6 protein-coding genes are annotated in these 21,455 nt (G+C 72.2%); all 6 read left to right on the forward strand.

Going from position 1 to position 21,455, the window contains the following annotated elements:
* Positions 1–128: 128 nt before the first annotated feature.
* The 6 genes from KUM44_RS25575 to KUM44_RS25600 all read left to right on the forward strand — a co-directional run bounded on the left by KUM44_RS25575 (position 129) and on the right by KUM44_RS25600 (position 21,367).
* On the forward strand, positions 129–785 hold the full coding sequence (locus KUM44_RS25575) for a 4'-phosphopantetheinyl transferase (RefSeq protein ID WP_217211463.1): 657 nt from the start codon (positions 129–131) through the stop codon (positions 783–785).
* 841 nt (positions 786–1,626) lie between these two features.
* Positions 1,627–2,088, forward strand: coding sequence for a hypothetical protein (locus tag KUM44_RS25580; RefSeq protein WP_217211464.1), 462 nt, complete (start codon positions 1,627–1,629; stop codon positions 2,086–2,088).
* A gap of 322 nt (positions 2,089–2,410) precedes the next feature.
* On the forward strand, positions 2,411–3,568 hold the full coding sequence (locus tag KUM44_RS25585) for an acyl-CoA dehydrogenase family protein (protein ID WP_217211609.1): 1,158 nt from the start codon (positions 2,411–2,413) through the stop codon (positions 3,566–3,568).
* A gap of 80 nt (positions 3,569–3,648) precedes the next feature.
* Positions 3,649–10,062, forward strand: coding sequence for a MupA/Atu3671 family FMN-dependent luciferase-like monooxygenase (locus KUM44_RS25590; protein ID WP_217211465.1), 6,414 nt, complete (start codon positions 3,649–3,651; stop codon positions 10,060–10,062).
* Positions 10,062–17,969, forward strand: a complete 7,908-nt coding sequence (locus tag KUM44_RS25595) for a non-ribosomal peptide synthetase/type I polyketide synthase (protein ID WP_217211467.1) — start codon at positions 10,062–10,064, stop codon at positions 17,967–17,969. The genes KUM44_RS25590 and KUM44_RS25595 overlap by 1 nt, the downstream gene beginning before the upstream one ends.
* Positions 17,966–21,367: a non-ribosomal peptide synthetase gene (locus tag KUM44_RS25600; protein WP_217211469.1), complete on the forward strand. Its 3,402-nt coding sequence runs from the start codon at positions 17,966–17,968 to the stop codon at positions 21,365–21,367. Before KUM44_RS25595 ends, KUM44_RS25600 begins: the two co-directional genes overlap by 4 nt.
* Positions 21,368–21,455 lie beyond the last annotated feature (88 nt).

The raw sequence follows: 21,455 nt of genomic DNA on the forward strand, positions 1-21,455 counted from the left end.
TTCGCTGGCGGTTCGGCCGGGAGTCGTAGCGTCGGCGATGAGGTCACCCACTCTCCGGGAATCCCGAGGGAGGCGTGGCCTCGGGACGGGTGGGCGGCAGAGCCCACCGCATCTGCGGGGGAGCGCTGATGATCGAAAGGCTGTTACCGGCTGCGGTGGCCGTCGCGGAGACGCGCGACGACCCACCCCACGCGCCGCTCCTTGACGGGGAGTCGGAAATCGTGAGCCGCGCAGTGGAAGAGCGAAGACGGGAGTTCGCCGCCGTCCGCTGGTGTGCGCGAAGAGCGCTCGCGGACCTGGGTGTCGGTCCCGTTCCCATTCTGCCGGGCGAGCGCGGCGCCCCTGTGTGGCCGGAGGGCCTCGTCGGCAGCATGACCCACTGCGACGGATACCGCGGGGCGGCCGTGGCCCGGGTGTCCGACGGCGTGCTCGCGGTCGCTGTCGACGCAGAGCCCCATCTGCCCCTGCCGGACGGGGTGCTGGGCGTCATGGCGCTCCCGGCGGAGCGGCTGCGGATCGCGGACATGGGGCGATTCGATCCCGAAGTCCATTGGGACCGGCTGCTGTTCAGCATGAAGGAGTGCGTGTACAAGGCTTGGTTCCCGCTCACCCGCACCTGGCTGGGTTTCGAGCAGGCGGACATCACGATCGAGCACGGGGGCACCTTCTCGGCCCGTCTGCCGGCAGCCGATCCCGCTGTACCCGCCGACGGGTTCACCGGCCGGTGGCTTGTGGAGGAGGGGCTGATCGGCACTGCCCTCGCGGTGCCGGCGGCGCGGTCCTGACCGAGCGTGTGCCGGCGTCCGGGACGCAGCAGGCTCTCGGTTTGCGTACATCAACGAAGTAATCACGCCATCGACGCGAAGTCGCCATCCGGGGACTTTTGCTTTATCAATTCCCATGACGGAAAAATATGGGCTGGTGATTCAGGTCGCAGACGGCTCGGCTGGTGATGATCATGTCTGTGACATACTCGGAGAGCGATATGTTCTATTCGGCGAGATGGAGCTGACGTAAGGGCGAGGGTGACGGGGCCTGCTGGATACCCTGCACGGTCCTGAATTCCTCGCACGGGGGCAGGTGGACATTGCGCGGCGAATGCGGCCGCGGTGCGGATCTCGCGAGTTTGACCTCTCGCGTGGCTTCCGTTTGCAATCGCCAACTTCCGACCGTGTCGCTGCGCATGTCGCGGCGGGCGCCCAGTTCTCCCTTTCCTCCACACCCGCGGCATGCGGTGACAGTATGAGGCCCAGGGGCTTCCCCATGGTGCAGACGGGAATTGAAGTGTCAAACGATGTACAGCAGATCGATCGATGTCACAGTTGCAAACGTGACGTGGTTCGGATGCGGCAGGCCGGTCAGGGTCGGCTGCATGTGTGTGGAAGTTGTTTCGATCAGTTCAGGCGAAATCTGATATCCCTGCCGCACCTCTACCGCCAGTGCGAGGAAATGCTGACGGTGACGCCGCAGAAGGGTGAGAAGGTATCCCGTCAGCCAGGCCGGGGGATCTCACTCAATTCCAGTGCGGTGGAGGCCCGGGATTCTGTCCGGGCGCGCCTGCTGGCCTGGTCCGACCTGGTCGCAACCGAGCGGGCCTGCGCCGCCCCCGACCGGTCGGTAAACGTCATGGCGGCTTTTCTCCACCGTCATGCCCATTGGCTCTGCGCGCACACGGCGGCCGCTGACGTCGTCGCTGAGATCGCCGAGACCGCGGCCACCGCGAAACGGGCCGCCTATCCCCACCAGGCGCGCAAGTTCAGGGTCGGCCCGTGTGTCGAGCAGCAGTGCGGCGGCTCCCTGGTCGCCGTGATCCAGCCCCATGAGCAGCTCCTGCCGAGCGAACTGCGCTGCGACATCGACCCCGAGCACGCCTGGCCCGCGCACCGCTGGCGCGAACTGGACCGGCAGGTGAGCCGGCAGAACGCCTCGGGCGGCGAGCGCTGGCTCACCGTCGTGGAGGTCTCCAAGCTGTGGGGCCTGTCCACCAGCAACGTCTACCGGCTCGCGTCGGTGAACAGTTGGCGGCGTCGCGCGGACGGCCGCAGGGTCTACTACTACGAGGCCGACGTGCTCCAGTCCGTGGGCTGACGCCGTCCCGTCGAGGCTTGTGCGTGGCGGCAGTTGACTCTTGACTTCCGGTCTGACGGCTAAGAGTATGAAAGTCAGACTGCACACGTGTCTGTGCAGGTCGCGCCCTGAACCGTCCTTCGAACCGGTCAGGCGGAGCACCAACCCGGCGGTGACACCGACACCGTTGAGACGCCACGCGGTACCGTCCCGGCGCCCGGCGGCCCACCCCGGTCCTCCCCACTTCCACGAGCGTCCTTCGACCGATGACGCTCGGCTCGCGCGCGCCCACCGTGGCGCGGCAGTTCACTCCTCCGCTCGTGACACAAGGTGGTGCTTGTTTGTGATCGTCCAGTTGTCTCCGGATCAGCGGGCGGCCTGGAGCCGGTTCAAGGCCCTCGCCGAGAAGGAGATCCTTCCGCACGCCGCCGCGTTCGACGCCGAACAGGCGATCTCCACGGACGTGGTGCGCGCGCTCGCCGACGCAGGCTGCCTCGCGGCGCCTGTGCGGGCGGACAGCGGTGGCGGCGGCATGGACTGGGTGACGTACGGGCTGCTGAGCGAGGAGCTCGGCCGCGCGTGCCAGAACATCCGCAACTTCGTCGCCGTCGAGGACATGGTGGCGCAGGCGCTCGACCGCTGGGGCACCGCCGAGCAGCGGGACCGCTGGATCGGCCCGATCCGCCGCGGCGAGACGCTCGCCGCCTTCGCCCTCACCGAACCGGGCATCGGCTCCGACGCGGCCTCCATCGAGATGGACGCCGAGCCCGTCGCCTCACCGGACGGGGAGGACGGCTTCGTCCTGCGCGGGAGCAAGAAGTGGATCAGCTTCGGCCAGATCGCGGACCTCTTCCTCGTCTTCGCCAAGCTGGACGGCAAGCACACCGCGTTCCTGGTCGAGCGGGACACTCCCGGCCTCACCGTCAACCCCCTCAACGGCCTGCTGGGCCTGCGGGGTTCCATGCTCGGTGAGCTCGTCTTCGACGACTGCCGCATCCCCGCCGGCGCGCTGGTGGGCCGGCCCGGCATGGGTCTGACCTTCATCGCCTCCTCCTCCCTCGACCTGGGCCGCTACAGCACCGCGTGGGGATCGGTCGGACTGGCCCAGGCGTGCATGGAGGCCTCGGTCCGGCACGCCGACGCGCGCCACCAGTACGGCGGCCCGATCAGCGACCACCAGTTGGTGCGGCGGATGCTCGCCGACATGGTCACTGACATCACCGCCACCAGGGCCCTGTGCCACCAGGCCGGACTGAGCAAGGACCAGGGCGAGGCGGACGCGGTCAACCTCACCCTCATGGCCAAGTACCGTGCCTCGCTGCTGGCCAACAAGGCCGCCGCCGACGCCGTGCAGATCCAGGGAGCGCAGGGCATCGGCACGCCCGGTCAGGTGGAACGGCACTTCAGGGACGCCAAGGTCATGGAGATCATCGAGGGCACCACTCAGATCCAGCAGTCCATGCTCGGCCAGTACGCCAGGCAGGTCGTCGGTCGCGGCTGACCACCGACCGGTACGTCGCCCGGGCCGCAGATCCGGCCACCGCAGACAACACCTCGATCACGGGGGAAGGACCAGCCTCGATGAACAGTGGACGGCCTGCGAGCCGCATCGCCGACTCGCTCACCGGTCTGTTGCTGCGTCGCTCCGCGGAGCAACCCGACTCCGTCGCCTACACCTTCCTGGAGCGCGACAGCGAGGTCTCCTGGACCTACGGCGAACTTGACGCCCGGGCCCGGGAGATCGGCGCGACACTTCAGCGGCACTGCGCGCCGGGGGAGCGCGTGGTGCTCGTCCTGCCGCCCGGACTCGACTACGTCGCCTCGTTCTTCGGATGCCTGTACGCCGGGGTCATCGCCGTCCCCGTGTACCCGCCGAACGGGGCCGGCCTGGTCCGCAGCCTGTCCCGGCTGGAGGCGATCGTCTCCGACGCCCGCCCGACCGCGGCCCTGACCCTCGGGGCCGTCGCGGCGCAGCGCGACGCGTTCGCCGAGTCCAACCCCCTGTTGGGCACGCTCCGGTGGATCGGGGTGGACACCGACGTGGCCCCGGAGGCCGACTGGCGGCCGGTGCCGGTGCCCCGTGACGCACTCGCCTTCCTCCAGTACACCTCCGGTTCCACCGGCACTCCCAAGGGGGTGATGGTCAGCCACTCGAACCTGCTGCACAACGGCGCGGACATCGAGCGGTTCTTCCAGCTCACACCCGACAGCAAAACCGTGATCTGGCTGCCGCCCTACCACGACATGGGCCTCATCGGGGGCATCCTTCAGCCGCTGTACACCGGATACCCGACGGTGCTGATGGCGCCCATGGCCTTCGCTGCGGACCCCCTGCGCTGGCTGCGGACCATCTCCGACCACCGTGCCACGACCAGCGGCGGGCCGAACTTCGGCTACGAGCTGTGCCTGCGCAAGATCTCCCCCGAGCAGTTGGAGGGCCTGGACCTGAGCTGCTGGCAGGTCGCCTTCAACGGCGCCGAGCCCGTCCGCGCCGACGTCATGGACGCCTTCGCGGACTTCCTGGCGCCCACCGGCTTCCGCCGCGAGGCGTTCTATCCCTGCTACGGACTGGCCGAAGGCACCCTCATCGTCACCGGCGGCTCGCCCAAGGCGGCACCCGTCGTGCGCGAGACCGAGGGCGCCGACCCCGTGGTGGGCTGTGGACAGCCCTCTCCTGAACAGGAACTGGCCATCGTCGACCCCGAGACGCGCCGACGCCGCGTGGACGGAGAGGTCGGGGAGATCTGGGTCAGCGGCCCGAGCGTCGCCCAGGGTTACTGGGAGCGCCCCGAGACCAGCGCCGAGGTGTTCGGCGCGCGCATCGAGGGCTCGGGGGAAGGCCCCTTCCTGCGCACCGGCGACCTCGGATACGTCGTCGACGGCGAGCTGTTCGTCTCCGGCCGCATCAAGGACCTGATCATCCTGCGTGGGGTGAACCACTACCCGCAGGACATCGAGTACACCGCCTTCCGGTCCCACCCGGCACTCCGGCACAACGGCGGAGCCTGCTTCACCATCCCCGTCGACGGCCAGGAGGTGCTGGTCGTCACGCACGAGGCCGAGCGGGTCCACCGCGACGCCGACGTGCGGGAGGTCGCGGCGGCGGTGCGGGCCGCCGTCGGAGAGAACCACCTCATCGCCCCGTACGCCTTCGCGCTGGTCCGGCCCGGACGGCTGCCGCGCACGTCGAGCGGCAAGATCCAGCGGTTCGCGGCCCGCGAGCAGTACCTGGCCGGCACGCTCACCGTGCTCGGCGTCCACGAGTACGGCCAGGACGACGCGACCGAAGCCTCCGCCGCCGCCGTCGCAGAACCCGCCCCGGCACGCACGCCTGAGGCGGTGGAGGCGTTCCTGCGGGCGGGCGTCGCGCGGCGCACGGGCGGCGACCCCGACGCCCTGGACCTCGGCATGTCCGGCCCCGCCCTGGGCCTCGACTCCCTCGACCTCCTGGAGATCCAGCACGAGGTGGAGAAGGCGTTCGGCGTCGAACTCGGGTACGAGGCCATGCACGGCGCCCCGGTCCGGGACGTCCTCACGACCGTGGCCGCCGCCGTCGAGGCCGCGCGGGACATGGCCGGACCCGATGCCACCGGCCCCGACGCGCCTCCCGCCGCCTCACCCGACGAACTGAGCCACGGCGAGCGCGGCCTGTGGTTCCTCGACCACGTCACCGGCTGCGGCCCCGCCTACAACATCGCGGGAGCGGTACGCCTCCCCGACGACGTCGACCCGGCCGCCCTGCACCGGGCGCTCGACCAGGTGGTGGAGCGCCACACCGCGCTGCGCACCTCGTACAGCGCGGGTGACGGGCAGCCGGTGCGCCGGATCGACGCCGAGCGGAAGGTCGTCCTCGACCGTACGGACGTCGCGGACGACGCGCCGGACGCCCTGGAAGACCTGCTCGCGGACGCCGCTGCCGAGCCCTTCGACCTGACGGAAGGGCCCCTCGTACGAGCCCGGCTGTGCGCGGGCGCCGACGGCCGGCGGGTCCTGCTGCTCGTCATGCACCACATCGTCGCGGACTTCTGGTCGATGTCCCTGGTCGTGGACGAACTGGCGCGCTGCTACCGGGCGGTGCTGACCGGCACGGCCGCGCAACTGCCGCCGGCCGGCGACTACGCGGACTTCGTCGCGGCGCAGAAGCGGTACACGCAGAGCCCCGAGGGCGAGGCCGCCGCCGCGTTCTGGGGAGAGCGGCTCGGCGGCGAACTGCCCGTACTGGAGCTCCCCACCGACCGGCCCCGCCCGCCCGTCCAGACATACCGCGGTGACACCCACGACTTCACCGTGGACGCGGAACTGCTCGGCGGGCTCACCGCTCTGGCCCGGCAGTCGGGGACGACGCTGTACACCGCGCTGCTGTGCGCCTTCGAGGTCCTGCTGCACCGCTACAGCGGCCAGACCGACATCCTGGTCGGCTCGCCGGTGTCCGGCCGGGGCCGCCCCGCGTACGCGGACACCGTCGGCTACTTCGTCAATCCCGTGGTCATCCGCGGCGATCTCGGCGGCGACCCGGTCTTCCGCGAGCTGCTGGCCCGGTTCTCCCGGACCGTGTCCGAGTCGCTGGCCCACCAGACGTACCCGTTCGGCCTGCTGGCCGAGCAGCTCCAGGCGGGTCGCGACCCGGCGCGGTCCCCCGTCTTCCAGGCCATGTTCATCCACCACCAGGCACCCTCCCGGTTCCCCGGCGACCTCGCCGCGGTCGCCACCGGGCACGGGACGCGGCCCTTCACCGTGGCGGGGCTCGACCTGGCGCCGGTCCACGTGCCGCAGCGGACCGCGCAGTTCGACCTCACCATGATCGTCGCGGAGCACGGGGACGGTCTCGTCGGACGCGTCCAGTTCAACGCCGACCTGTTCGACCGCGCCACCGTCGCCGACCTCGCCGACAACTTCCGCACCCTGCTCGCGGGCATCACCGCCGACCCCGACCGGCCCCTGTCCGCGCTGCCGCTGCTGAGCGAGGAGAAGAGCCGGCGCGTACTGGTCGACTGGAACGACACCGCCCTGGACCTCCCCGGCGAGTTGTGCGTCCACGAGGAGTTCGAGGCGGCGGCCGCCCGTACGCCCGACGCCGTCGCCGTGGTCTTCCGGTCGGCGCTGCTGACCTATGGGGAGCTGTCCGAGGCGTCGGACCGGCTGGCCCGGGAGCTGGTGGGGCGGGGCGTCGGCGCGGAGTCCCGAGTCGGTATCTGCCTGGACCGCTCCCCGGAGCTCGTCGTCGCGATGCTGGGCGTCCTCAAGGCCGGCGGCGCGTACGTGCCGCTCGACCCGGACTACCCGCGCGACCGGCTGGACGTGGTCGTCTCGGACGCGCGGCTCGACCTGCTCGTGACCCGCCGCCGCGTGGCGCACCGGGTGGCGGAGGGCGGCGTCCCCCTCCTCGACGTCGACACCGTCCTCGCCGCACCCGACGGGCAGACCGGATGCCCGGCCGGTCGGGCATCCGCGGACAACGCCGCGTACCTCCTCTACACCTCCGGCTCGACCGGCGTCCCCAAGGGCGTGGTGGTCACCCACCGCAACGTGGGCAACTTCTTCGCCGCCATGGACCAGAAGGTCGGCTGCGGGACCGACGACACGATGCTCGCCGTGACCAACGCCGGGTTCGACATCTCCGTCCTGGAACTGCTGTGGACGCTCACCCGAGGCGCCAAGGTGGTACTGGCGGAGGACGTGCTCTCCCGGCAGGCCGCGCCGGCGGCCCCGGCCAAGCCCGTCGACTTCAGCCTGTTCTTCTTCGCCAGCGACGCACGCTCCGGCACGGACGACGCCGGCCGGCGCTACGACCTCGTCTTCGACAGCGCCCGCTTCGCCGACGAGCACGGCTTCACCGCGGTGTGGACCCCCGAGCGGCACTTCCACGAGTTCGGCGGCCTCTACCCCAACCCCTCGGTGCTCAGTGCCGCCATCGCCGCCGTCACCCGCAACGTGGCCGTCCGAGCGGGCAGTGTCGTCCTGCCGCTGCACTCGCCGGTGCGCGTGGCGGAGGAATGGTCCCTCGTGGACAACATCTCCGGCGGACGGGCCGGCGTCGCGTTCGCCTCCGGTTGGCACGCCGACGACTTCGTCTTCTTCCCGGAGCGGTACGAGGACCGCAAGGAGCAGATGTTCCGGGACATCGACACCGTGCAGCGGCTGTGGCGGGGTGAGACGGTCTCCCTGCCCGGCGGCACCGGCAAGCCGGTGGACGTCGCCATCCGCCCCGCCCCCCTCCAGCCCGCGCTGCCCACCTGGATCACAGCCGCCGGCAGCCCCGACACCTTCGCCAGGGCGGGAGCCATCGGCGCGAACGTCCTCACGCACCTCCTCGGCCAGACTGTCGAGCAGGTCGCGGAGAACGTCCGCCGCTACCGCGAGGCACGGCTCCAGCACGGCCACGACCCGGACGCCGGCGTGGTGACCCTGATGCTGCACACCTTCCTCGGTGACGACGTCGAAGCGGTGAAGGAGCAGGTCCGCGAACCGTTCACGGCTTACCTGCGGTCGTCGGTCGGGCTGATCGAGAACCTGGTACGCACGCTCGGCCTGCCCGTCGACCTCGCCGCGATGAGCAAGGCCGACATGGACGACCTGCTGGAGTTCGCCTTCAACCGGTACTTCGACACCGGCGCGCTGTTCGGCACGCCCGAGTCCGTACGCCCGCTGATCGAGCGGTGCGCCGAGGCGGGGGTCGACGAGATCGCCTGCCTGGTGGACTTCGGGCTGCCCCGCCAGACGGTGCTGGACGGGCTGCCGGCCCTCGACCAGGTGCGCCGGCGCAGCGGACGCGAAACCGCAACCGACGCCGGCACCGCCGGGGACGAGGACAGGTCCCTCGCCGGCCAGATCGCAGCCTGGCGCCCGACACTCCTACAGGCGACCCCCTCCGCGATGCGGCTGATGGCCCTCGACAAGGCGGCCGTGAGCGGACTGGCGTCCCTACGGGCACTGCTGCTGGGCGGCGAGGCGCTCCCACCCGACCTCGCCCGGGAACTGCGCGAACAGTTGCCCGCCCGGCTGATCAACATGTACGGCCCGACCGAGACGACGATCTGGTCGGCCACCCACGAGGTGACTGCCGTGGAGGAGATGGTGCCGCTCGGCGGCCCCATCGCCAACACCCAGATCCACATCGTCGACGACGGCCTGCGCCCCGTTCCGGTCGGCGTGGCCGGTGAACTGGTGATCGGGGGCGCCGGGCTGGCCCGCGGTTACTGGGGTCGCCCGGACGCCACCGCCGAGAAGTTCGTGCCGAACCCGTTCACCCGCACGCCCGGGGCGCGCCTGTACCGCACCGGCGACCTCGCCCGCTACCGCCCCGACGGCCGCGTCGAGTTCCTCGGGCGGATCGACCGGCAGGTCAAGGTACGAGGGCACCGCATCGAGCTCGGAGACATCGAAGCGGTCCTGGCGGCCCGCGAGGACGTACGGGAAGCCGTCGTGATCGCCCAGCGGGAATCGTCCGCCGGCACCCGGCTCGTCGCCTGCGTGGTGGCGGCCGACGGCGCCGCCCCGTCCGCCCGCGACCTCCAGCGCGGCCTGCGCGAGCGGCTGCCCCAGTCCATGATCCCCAGCGGGTTCGTCCTCCTGCCCGACCTGCCGCGCACCGCCCACGGCAAGGTCGACGTCAAGGCACTGGCGGCCCTGGAGTGGTCGGGCTCCGGCAACGGCGCCAAGGCGGCACCGGTGACGGAGCTGGAGCGGTCGATCGCCGTGATCTGGAGTGAGGTGCTCGGAGTCGAGTCGGTCGGGTTGTACGACAACTTCTTCGACCTCGGCGGACATTCCATGCTGATGGTCCAGGTCCACAACCGGCTGCAGCGCGAAACGGGCGTGGAGCTGCCCCTGATCAAGCTCCTGGAGCACCCCACGGTCAGCGCGCTCGCCGCCCATCTGGGCGAGGGCGGCGCCGACACGGAGCAGCGGGTGTTCTCCGACAGCGAGGCACGAGCGCGACGTCAGCGCGACAGCAGGCGAAGGTCCCGCGGGCTCGGTGGAAGGGGCAGGGCGTGATGAGCGAGCTCAACGAGCCGGCGGAGGACCACGGGTCGGACATCGCCGTCGTCGGCATGGCCTGCCGGTTCCCCGGCGCGCCCGACGTCGAGACGTTCTGGGCGAACCTGCGCGACGGCGTCGAGTCCATCCGGCACTTCACCTCGGAGGAACTGGCCGAGCTGGGCGTGCCGCCGGAGGTCTCGGGACAGCCCGGCTTCGTCCCCGCGGGCGCTCCGATCGACGACCCCGAGGGCTTCGACCACCGCTTCTGGGGGTACTCCCCGCGCGAGGCGGCGCTGCTCGACCCCCAGCAGCGGCTTTTCCTGGAGACCGCGTGGTCCGCGCTGGAGCACGCCGGCCACACCACGTCCGGCCGGTCCGGCACCATCGGCGTCTACGCCGGCATGGGCCTGAGCACCTACCTGCTGTACAACCTGCTCGACCATCCGGACATCGGCGACTCCGACACACAGCTCGCCATGCTCGGCAACGACAAGGACTTCCTGAGCAGCCGGGTCTCGTACCACCTCGATCTGCGCGGCCCCAGCATGACGGTCCAGACCGGCTGCTCGACCTCGCTCGTCGCCGCCCACCTCGCCTGCGACAGCCTGCTCAGCTACCAGTGCGACGTGGCCCTGGTCGGCGGCAGCACGGTGGTGCTGCCCGAGCGCACGGGCTACGTCCACGTCCCCGGCGGCACGGCCTCCTCCGACGGGCGGTGCCGGGCCTTCGACGCGGCCGGCGACGGCACGATCTTCGGCAGCGGGGCGGGCGTCCTCGCCCTCAAGCGGCTGGACGACGCCCTGGAGGACGGCGACACCGTGTACGCCGTCATCAAGGCGTCCGCGGTCAACAGCGACGGTGCCAACCGGGTCGGTTTCACCGCGCCCAGCCTGGACGGTCAGGCCGAGGTGGTCCTGCGCGCGCAGAAGATCGCGGACGTCGATCCGCGGACCATCTCGTACGTCGAGACGCATGGCACCGCGACGAAGCTCGGTGACCCGGTGGAGGTCGCCGCGCTGACCAAGGCCTTCCGGCAGGGCACCGACGCCACCGGGTACTGCGCCATCGGCTCCGTCAAGACCAACATCGGGCACCTGGACGCCGCGGCGGGCGCGGCCGGCCTGATCAAGACGGCCCTGGCCCTGCACCACGGGCAGATCCCGCCGTCGCTGAACTTCGACGACCCCAACCCGCAGATCGACTTCGCGGCGAGCCCCTTCTACGTCAACACGGAGCTCGCCGACTGGCCCGACCGGGACGGCCCCCGGCGGGCCGGCGTCAGTGCCTTCGGCTTCGGCGGCACGAACGCTCACATCCTCCTGGAGCAGGCGCCCGCCACGCCGCCCGCCCCGGACGGTGCCGGGCCGGAGCTCCTCGTCCTGTCCGCCAAGACGCCTTCCGCGCTGGAGGAGATGACCGCGAGGCTCGCCCGCCACCTCGAGGAGCGGCCCGAGCTGGCGATGGCGGACGTCGCCCACACCTTGCGGCAGGGCCGGGTCCCGTTCGAGCACCGCAGGGCGTTCGCGGTGCGGGACCGCGAGGACGCCCTCGCCGTACTGGGGGACGGCGACCCCGCGCGGCTGCACGAGGGGACCGCGGCCCGCCAGGACCGGCCCGTCGCCTTCATGTTCGCCGGGCTCGGAGACCAGTACCGGGGGATGGGCCGGGACCTGTACCAGGGCATGCCGGAGTTCCGGACGGCCGTGGACGAGTGCTGCGACCTGCTCCGGCCGCTCCTCGGCCGCGACCTGCGGGACGAACTGGGGCTGCGCGGCCCGGCCGTCGAGGCGCCCGCGAGCGGCGGGTTCGACCTGCGGCGCATGATGTTCGGCGGACGCGAGGAGGAGGACGACCCGTTGCGGCGCACCGGGCTCGCCCATCCGGCGCTGTTCGTCGTCGAGTACGCGCTGGCCCGGCTGTGGCAGTCGCTCGGCGTGCGGCCCACCGCGCTCATCGGGCACAGCCTGGGTGAGTACGTCGCCGCCACCGTCGCGGGCGTCTTCACCCTGGAGGACGCCCTGAACGTGGTCGTCGCCCGCGCGAAGCTGTTCGACGGGATGCCGGAGGGCGCCATGCTGGCCGTCCCGCTCGGCGTGGAGGAGACCGAAGGGCACCTCGATGGATCTCTGGCCGTCGCCCTCGTCAACGGGCCCGCCCTGACGGCCGTATCGGGACCGGTCGACGAGATCGAGGCGCTGGAGCGGCGCCTCGCCGACCGGCGGATCGCCGCCCGGCGGATGCGCGCGGAACGGGGCTTCCACTCGCCCATGGTCGCCGGCATGGCCGCGCCCCTCGCGGAGCTGATCGCCGGGATACCGCTCTCTCCGCCCCGCATCCCGCTCGTGTCCAACGTGACCGGCACCTGGATGACCCCGGAACAGGCCACCGACCCCATGTACTGGGCCCGGCACAGCGTCAGCACCGTCCGGTTCGCGGACGGGCTGGCCACCCTGTGCGCCGAACGGGACCGCTCCCTCGTCGAGGTGGGCCCCGGGCAGTCGCTGAGCGCGCTGGCGGCGGAGCACCTCGCCGGGGCGGACCCGCAGTCGCGCCCCGTGGTGCTGCCCTCGCTACGGGCCGTCTACGACCGCCGCCGCCCCGACGACCGCAGCCATCTCCTGGACGCCGTCGCCCAGTTGTGGACCACCGGTGCGGCCGTCGACTGGGATGCCCTGGCGGACCCCGCCGGGCGCCGGAGGGTCGGGCTGCCCACCTACCCGTTCGAGCGCACACGCTGCCGGTTCGACCCGCCGGGTGACCGCACCGGGCCCTCCCGGCGACCTCCCGCCATCACCCGGGGGAACGACCCCGAGTCCTGGCTGCTCGCTCCCGCCTGGCAGTCGGCGCCCATGCCGCCCCCGGCGCCGCCCCGGCCCGCCGGCGAGCACTGGCTGCTCCTCGCCCCGGCCGGACAGGACGGCCTGCCGCACCCGCTGGCCCAGAGCGTCAAGGACCGCGCCACGGCGGCCGGACACCGGCTGACCGTCGTCGCGCCCGGCACCCCGGCGCCCGCCGACGGCCCCCAGAACGCCGTCGACCACCGGATCGACCCGGCCGACCCGGCCGCCTACGCAGAACTTCTGGCCGCCTTCGATGGTGACCAGTGGCCCACGAAGGTGCTCCACCTGTGGAGCGTCGACGCGGACGGCGACGACCCGGACGACGACCCGCAGACCCGCGGCATGCACAGCCTGCTGTGGCTGTCCAGGGCCCTCTCGGCCCGCAGCGCCGCCACCCCCGTCGACCTGTGGGTCGTCTCCCACGGGCTCGTCTGCGTCGAGCGCGCCGACCGGCCGAGGCCGGAGGTCTCCACCCTGCTCGGCGCCGCCAAGTGCGTCCCGCAGGAGTACGAGGGCATCAGCGTCCGCTGCGTCGACGTCGCCCCGGACGACACCCTGGGCCGCGGCGCGGACGAACTCGCGGACCGGCTCATCGACGTCATCGCGGAGGCGCCCGACGAGCGCCTGATCGCCTACCGCGGACGTACCCGGTGGATGCGGACCTTCCAGCCGCTGACACTCGGCACGGCCCGCAGCCCGCTACGCGGCGACGGCGTGTACGTGATCACGGGCGGGCTCGGCGCGGTCGGCCTCGAACTGGCCGACCACTTGGCCGACATGGCCGCGTCCGTCGTGTTGATCGGGCGTTCCGCCTTCCCCGACGAGGAGGAGTGGGACGGCTGGACGGCCCGCCACGGCGACGCCGACCCCACCAGCCGCAGGATCCGGCGGCTGCGCGCCATGCGGGAACGCGGCGCACGCGTCCTCGTGCAGCGGGCGGACGTCACCGACGAGGCGGAGATGAACCGGGCCCTGGCGGAGACGGAACGGCTGCTCGGACCTGTCACCGGCGTGTTCCACGCCGCCGGGATCGTCGGCGAGAACGCCTTCGCGCCCATCGACACCCTCGACCGGCGATGGCTCGACGGCGTGATGCGCGCCAAGGTCGACGGCACCCGCGTACTGGAACGGACCCTGACCGGACGCGAGCCCGAGTTCGTGCTGCTGTTCTCCTCGAACGCGGCGCTGCTCGGCGGCCTCGGCACCGCCGGCTACACCTCGGCCTGTGTGTTCCTGGACTCGTTCGCCCAGGCCAGGGCCGAACGGCCCGGGACGCGATGGATCAGCGTCGACATGGAGGACTGGATACCCGACGACGGCCTCGGCCGCCCGATGACCAGCGTCACCCGCTACGGCGTCGGCGTCGCGGACGGCATCCGGCTACTGAGCCGTATTGCGGAGAGCGCCGAGGCCGGCGTGACCACCATCGTCACCGCCGACCTTCAGGAGCGGCTCGACCGGTGGGTCCGCCACCCGGAGGCAGCCAGGCGCGGACCCGTTCTCGCCGGCGGAGCGCGTCACCCGCGGCCGGAGCTGAGCACCGGCTACGCGGAGCCGTGCGACGCCACGGAGACGGTCATCGCGGAGATCTGGGCCGAGATGCTGGGCGTCGACAAGGTGGGCCGCGACGACGACTTCTACGAACTGGGCGGGCACTCCCTGCTCGCGACGCAGATCGTGTCGCGGGCCCGCGCGGCGCTGGGCGTCGAACTGTCGCTGCTCAACCTGCTGCGCCGGCCGACCGTGGCCGGCCTCGCGGACTACGTGCGCAGCGACGAGAGTGAGGAGGCGGCCCAGGACCCCATCCCCCTCGCCCCGCGGGACCAGGCGCTGGCCCTCTCGTACGGGCAGCAACGGTTCTGGATCATCGACCAGCTCACCCCCGGCAACTCCGTCTACAACATCCCCGACGTCGTGCGCATCGAAGGGGCCCTGGACGCCGAGGTGCTGCGGTCCTCACTCGACGACATCCTGGCCCGGCACGAGGCCCTGCGGACGTCGTTCGGCCTCGACGGCGAGCGGCCCACCCAGCGCATCGCGACGGACGTCTCCGTCCCGCTGCCCGTCACCGACCTCCGCGACCTGCCGGAGGAGCAGCGGCGGCAGCGCTGGGAGGAGCTGGCCCTCGCCGAGTCGCGGCGGCCCTTCGACCTGACCCGGGCGCCCCTGGTGCGGGCCGCGCTGCTGCGGGTGGGCGACGAGGAGCACATTCTGCTGCTCACGATGCACCACAGCGTGTCCGACGCCTGGTCCACCGGCGTGTTCGTACGGGAACTCGGCATCCACTACGCCGGCCGCCTCGGCGCGGCCACCGAGGAACCGCCGTCGCTGCCCGTCCAGTACGCGGACTACTCCGCCTGGCAGCGGGCGCGGCTCGACGGGCCGAAGCACGAGGAACTGGTGGAGTACTGGCGCACGCAGCTCGCCGGCGCGCCCCAGCTCGTGGAGTTCCCACCGGACCACCCACGCCCGGCGGCCCAGAGCTTCGCCGGCGCGACCGTGCCCCTCACACTGCCCGGCCCGCTCGTCAAGGGCCTCCAGCAGCTCGGCGGCAGCCAGGGCGCCACCCTGTTCATGACGCTGCTCGCGGCCTTCACCTTCCTGCTGCACCGGTACTCGGGCGAGCGGGACGTGGTCGTCGGCTCCCCGATCGCCGGGCGCACCCACCCCGACGTGGAGAACCTGATCGGCGTCTTCGTCAACATGCTGGCCCTGCGCACCGACGTCGACCCCGGCCTGTCGTTCCGCGACCTGCTGGGGCGGGTCAAGGAGACGACGCTCGCCGCCTACGCCCACCAAGAGCTGCCGTTCGAGCTGGTCGTGGAGGCCGTCGCACCCGAACGGAGCCTCGGACACGGCCAGTTGTTCCAGAACGTCCTCGTCCTCCAGAACGCCCCGCTGCCTCCCCTCGACCTCGCCGGGCTGCACCTCGAACAGGTGCCGATGCCCGCCGTCAACGCCAAGTTCGACCTCATGATCATGCTTCGTGAGACCGGCGACGAGGCGGTCGGCATCCTGGAGTACGCGACGGACCTGTTCACCGAGGAGACCGTGCGCCGGATCGGCGCGCACTTCGTCACCCTGCTGAAAAAGGTCGTGGCGGACCCCGACCGCCCCCTTGCGCGGCTCGACCTGCTCTCGGAGACCGAGCGGGCGAAGGTCACCGGCGAGTGGGCGCACGGACCCGAGGGCCACGTCGGTGCGCGCTCTCTGCCCGAGATGTTCCGGGAGCGTGCCGCCGGCGCGCCGGACGCGGTCGCTCTCCGCGACGCGCTCGACCCCGCCGCGTCCCTGACCTTCGGGGAGGTCGAGGCCACCTCCAACCAACTCGCCAGGGAACTGCGGCGACGGGGCGTCGGCGCCGAGTCACGCGTCGCCGTCTGCGCCGAGCGGTCCCCGGAGACGATCGTGCTGCTGCTGGCCGTCATGAAGGCCGGTGCCGCTTACGTGCCCCTCGACCCGACGTACCCGACGGACCGGCTCCGGTTCATGCTGGCCGATGCCGCAGCCGACCTCGTGCTGGTCGCGGGTGAGTACCGAGAACGCCTCGGCGAGGGCACGCACACCGCGCGCACGGTGGACGTCGACGCGCTGCGACGGGCGTCCGTCGAGCAGCCCACGACACCTCTCGACGTACGCGTCGACCCCGCCCAGCCCGCCTACGTCCTGTACACCTCCGGCTCGACCGGCGTCCCCAAGGGCGTCGTCGGCCTGCACGGGGGCATGGTCAACCGACTGGAGTGGATGTGGCGGGAGTTCCCCTTCCAGCCCGGCGAGGTCCTCTGCCAGAAGACTTCGCTGAACTTCCTCGACTCGTTCTGGGAGATCTTCGGGCCGCTCTGCCAAGGCGTACCGGTCGTGGTGCTGCCGCAGTCCCTGCTGGTGGACCTGCCCGCGCTGGTCGCGGCGCTCGCCGAGCACCGGGTCACCCGCATCGTGCTCGTCCCGTCCCTGCTGCGGACCCTCCTCGACACGGTGCCCGGCATCGCCGGTGAACTGCCCGCTCTGCGCCTGTGGGTGAGCAGCGGCGAGGCCCTTCCGGCCGACCTCGCGGGCCGCTTCCTGAAGGCTCTCCCGGACCGGGTGCTGCTCAACCTGTACGGGGCGTCCGAGATCTCCGCCGACGTCACCTGGCACGTGCTCACCGACGCCGACGTGACGGCGGGCAAGGTGCCCCTGGGCAGGCCCATCGCGGGAACCAGCGCGTACCTGCTCGACGAGCTGATGCGGCCGGTCCCCGCCGGGGTGGCGGGGGACCTGTACATAGGCGGGCCCGCCCTCGGCCGGGGCTACACCGGACGGCCGGACCTCACGGCCGAGCGCTTCGTGCCGAACCCCTTCCCCGACGGACCCGGCGGACTGCTCTACCGCACCGGCGACCGGGCGCGGTTCCGGTCCGACGGGGTGATCGAGTACGTCGGCCGGAGCGACTTGCAGGCCAAGGTCCGTGGGTTCCGGGTCGAGCCCGCCGAGGTCGAACAGGCGCTCGTCGCCCACCCCGCACTGGAACAGGCCGTGGTGACGGCCGAGGGCGAGGTCCTGGCCGCCTACTGCTTCGCGGCCGAGGGACAGCGGGTCGACGCGGAGGAGCTGCGCCGGCATCTGCACGGGCGGCTGCCCGCCTACATGGTCCCGACGTTGTTCGTGCCCTGCGCCGAGCTGCCCTTGACCCCGAGCGGCAAGATCGACCGGAGGGCGCTCAGCGACCTCGCCCGTACCGGGGCACGGACCGTGACGGAGGCCTCGGTCGCACCGCGCGACGACGCCGAACGGGCGGTCGCCGTGCTGTGGCAGGAGACGCTCGGCACCACAGGAGCGGTGGGCGTCCACGACGACTACTGGGCGTCGGGCGGCTACTCGCTGCTCGCCACCAGACTCGCCGTACGCATCCGGGAAGCCTTCGGCGCGGCGTTCCCGCTGGACCGGTTCTTCGCGGACGCCACCATCGCCGGTGTCGTACGGACCCTGCGGGACGACCCCGACACCGGCCACGAGGTCGACGAGCGTGCGGCGCTGCTGCTGGAGGTCGCGGAGCTGTCCGACAGCGACCTCGATCGACTGCTGACCCAGGAGGACCTGTGAGCGGCACCGGCGGAGACATCGCCGACAAGCGGCGGGAGGCCATGCGCCGACTGCTCGCCCAACGCGGACTGAGCACGAGGTCCGAGTCGCGGATCGCAGCCCACCCGGAGCGCGGCAGCGCCCCCCTGTCGTATCCGCAACGCCAACTGTGGCTGTTCGAGCAGATGTTCCCCGATACGGGGGCGTACAACGTGCCCGCGGCGGTACGGCTGACCGGCACGATCGACGTCCCGGCCCTCCAGGCCGCCCTGGACGCCTCGATCGCCCGGCACGCCGTCGTACGCGCCACGTTCCGCCTGGAAGGCTCCGAACCCCGGCAGTACTTCGCCCCCGACCCGGACCCGGTGCCCATCCAGCGCCACGACCTGACCGGGCAGCCGGCCCCCGACCGGGAACGGCGCGCCCGCGAGCTGGCCAGGTCCATCGCCGCCCGCCCGTTCGACCTGACCGGCGCACCTCCCCTGGCCGTCCACCTCGTCACCCTGGCCGAGGACGACCACGTCCTGGTGCTCAACATGCACCACCTCGTGGGCGACGCCCTGAGCTGGGGTGTACTCCTGCGCGAGGTCGCCGCCGGCTATGACGCCGTCCTGCGCGGCGAGAAGCCTGCCGCCGAGCCCACGCCCGTCCACTACGGCGACTTCGCGCGCTGGCACCGCGACCGGCTGGAGGGCGCCGCGTACGACGACCACATCGCCTACTGGGAGCGGGTGCTGGCCGATCCGCCGCCCGTCCTGGAGCTCCCGGCCGACCGACCCCGTCCGCTCACCCCGGCGTACCGGGGCGACGTGGTGGACTTCGGCCTGGACGCCGCCACCGTCGCCGGGCTCGGGGAGCTCGGACGGCAGGAGGGCGCGACCCTGTTCATGACCGTCATGGCCGCCCTCGACGTCCTCCTGTACCGCTACACCGGCAGGACCGACTTCCTCGTCGCCACCTCGGTGGCCAACCGCGGCCACTCCCAGGTCGAACCGATGGTCGGCCTCTTCGTCAACACGCTGCTGCTGCGGGCCAGGCTCGACGGTGACCGGACGTTCCGCGAGGTCCTGCGCCACGTCCGGGAGGCGGCGGGTGAGGCACTCGTCCACCAGGAGGTCCCGTTCGAAAAGGTCGTGGAGCGGCTGCGCCCCGACCGCACCGGGGGAGCCGTCCCGTACTTCCGGGTGATGTGCACGCTGCGTCCCGCACCGCGCTTCCCCGCGATGGCCGGCCTGCGCTTGACTGACTTCCCCGTCCACAACGGGACCAGCAAGCGCGACCTCACCCTGAACCTCGTGGAGGACGGCGACACCGTCCTCGGGCAGTTCGAGTACGACACGGAGATCTTCGACCGTGAGACCGTGACCCGCCTGGCCGCGCACCTGCGGCAACTGGTGACCGCCGCCCTGGCGGCGCCGGACACCCCGGTCGGCGCACTGCTCATGTTCACCGACGCCGACCACGCCCCGCCCGCCGAACCGGTCGTCTACCCGGCGCAGGCCTCGTGCGTGCACGAGCTGTTCGCCGAGCAGGCCGCCCGCACCCCGGACGCCGTCGCCGTACACGGCGAGGGCACCGCGCTCAGCTTCGCCGAACTCGACCGGCTCGCCAACCAGCTGGCACACCTCCTGCGGGAGGCGGGCGTCGGCCCGGAACGCCCGGTCGGTCTGTGTCTGGAGCGCACCGCGGCCATGGTCGTGGCCGTGCTCGGCGTGCTCAAGGCGGGCGGTGCCTACGTGCCGGTGGATCCGGCCGACCCGGCGGCCCGCCGCGCGGCCGTCCTCGGTGACTCCGGTGCCGCCGTCCTCGTCCACACGGGCGGGGCGGACCCCGGGGCCCCGATCAGGACGGTGGAACTCGATGCGGACTGGACCGCCCTGCGCGACCGGCCCACCGACTGCCCCGACAGCGGGGTGGCACCCGGGAACACCGCGTACATCCTCTACACCTCCGGCTCCACCGGCGCGCCGAAGGGCGTCGCCGTCGAGCACCGCCAGATCGTCAACTACACCTTCGCGGTCCTGGACAGGCTCGGCGTCGACGAGCCGCTGAGCTACGCGATGCTGCAACCGCTCACCGTCGACTCGTGCCTGACCATGCTGGTGCCTCCCCTGGTCACCGGCGGAGTGCTGCACCTGATCACCCGTGAGCGCGCCCTCGACGCGGACGCCCTCGCCGACTACATGACGGAACACCGGGTCGACTGCCTGAAGATCGCCCCCTCTCACCTGAAGGCCCTCATGCGCTCGGGGCGGGGCGAGGACCTGCTGCCCCGGCGCCGTCTCGTCATCGGAGGCGAGGCGTCCGCCTGGCCGTGGCTGCGCTCGGTCGCCCGCACCGCCGGTCCGGACTGTCAGGTGTACAACCACTACGGGCCCACCGAGACCACCGTGGGCGTGCTGACCTGGCCCGTTCCCCGCGACGCGGAGCCCGAGGCGGTGAATGCCCCGCTGGGCCGGCCGCTGCCCAACACGACGGTGTACGTGCTCGACCGCGACGGCCGGCAGGTGCCGGCCGGGGTCCCCGGTGAACTCTGCGTATCCGGCGCCAACGTGGCCCGGGGCTATGTGGGCAGACCGGACCTCACCGCGGCCGCCTTCGTCCCCGACCGCCTCGGCTCGACCGGCGGCGGCGCGGCGGAGCCGCCGGGCGGGGAGAGCGGGGCCCGGATGTACCGGACCGGTGACCTGGTGCGGCTGCGCCGGGACGGCAACCTCGAGTTCCTGGGGCGCGGCGACGACCAGGTGAAGATCCGCGGGTTCCGGGTCGAGCTGGGCGAGATCGAGGCAGCCCTGACCGACTGCCCCCTCGTACGGGAGGGGATCGTGGCCGTCCGGCGTGAGGGGCAGCAGGAGCCCCGGATCGTCGGCTACCTCGTCCCGCAGGACGGCGGGGGCGCCGTGGACGACGGGGCTGCCGGGAGCGTCGACACGAGTGCCGTACTGGAGCACCTGCGGGCACGCCTGCCCCGCCACATGGTTCCCTCCGCGCTCGTGGCGCTGTCCGCCCTGCCTCTCTCCGCGCACGGCAAGGTCGACCGGAGGGCACTGCCCGCCCCGGCGCGCGCCGAAGCGCCCGTGCTCGCCCCCCGCAACGACACGGAGCGGGCCGTCGCCGACCTGTGGCGCGACCTCCTGGGCGTCGACGGCGTCGGCCTCGACCAGAACTTCTTCGACATCGGCGGCCATTCGCTGTTGCTCATCGAACTGCACCGGCGGCTCGCGGCGGACGTGGGCATCCGCACCGAGCTGATGGAGCTGTTCCGATCGACCACCGTCCGCGCCCAGGCCGCCCTCGCCGGCGGCGGGACCGGCCCGGCCGGACCCGCCGGCCTGGACAGCGCCAGGGAACGCGGCAGACGGCAGCAGCAGCAACTGAGGCGCAGGCAGGCCGCCCGGCCGCAACGGCCCGCGCCATGACGGATCTTGACACCGGGAAGAGCGGCTAAGAGTATGAGCGGGACGCTGCCGCAATGTGTCGACGTTCCCGCAGCGCGACCGACAGACC

It is taken from the genome of Streptomyces sp. AC550_RSS872 (genome assembly GCF_019049285.1).
Taxonomy (GTDB): domain Bacteria; phylum Actinomycetota; class Actinomycetes; order Streptomycetales; family Streptomycetaceae; genus Streptomyces.

Bases quoted from the DNA above. Each gene is read 5' to 3' on its own strand.
- KUM44_RS25575 (WP_217211463.1), top strand. From the start codon at position 129: ATGATCGAAAGGCTGTTACCGGCTGCGGTGGCCGTCGCGGAGACGCGC.
- KUM44_RS25595 (WP_217211467.1), top strand. From the start codon at position 10,062: ATGAGCGAGCTCAACGAGCCGGCGGAGGACCACGGGTCGGACATCGCC.
- KUM44_RS25580 (WP_217211464.1), top strand. From the start codon at position 1,627: ATGGCGGCTTTTCTCCACCGTCATGCCCATTGGCTCTGCGCGCACACG.
- KUM44_RS25590 (WP_217211465.1), top strand. From the start codon at position 3,649: ATGAACAGTGGACGGCCTGCGAGCCGCATCGCCGACTCGCTCACCGGT.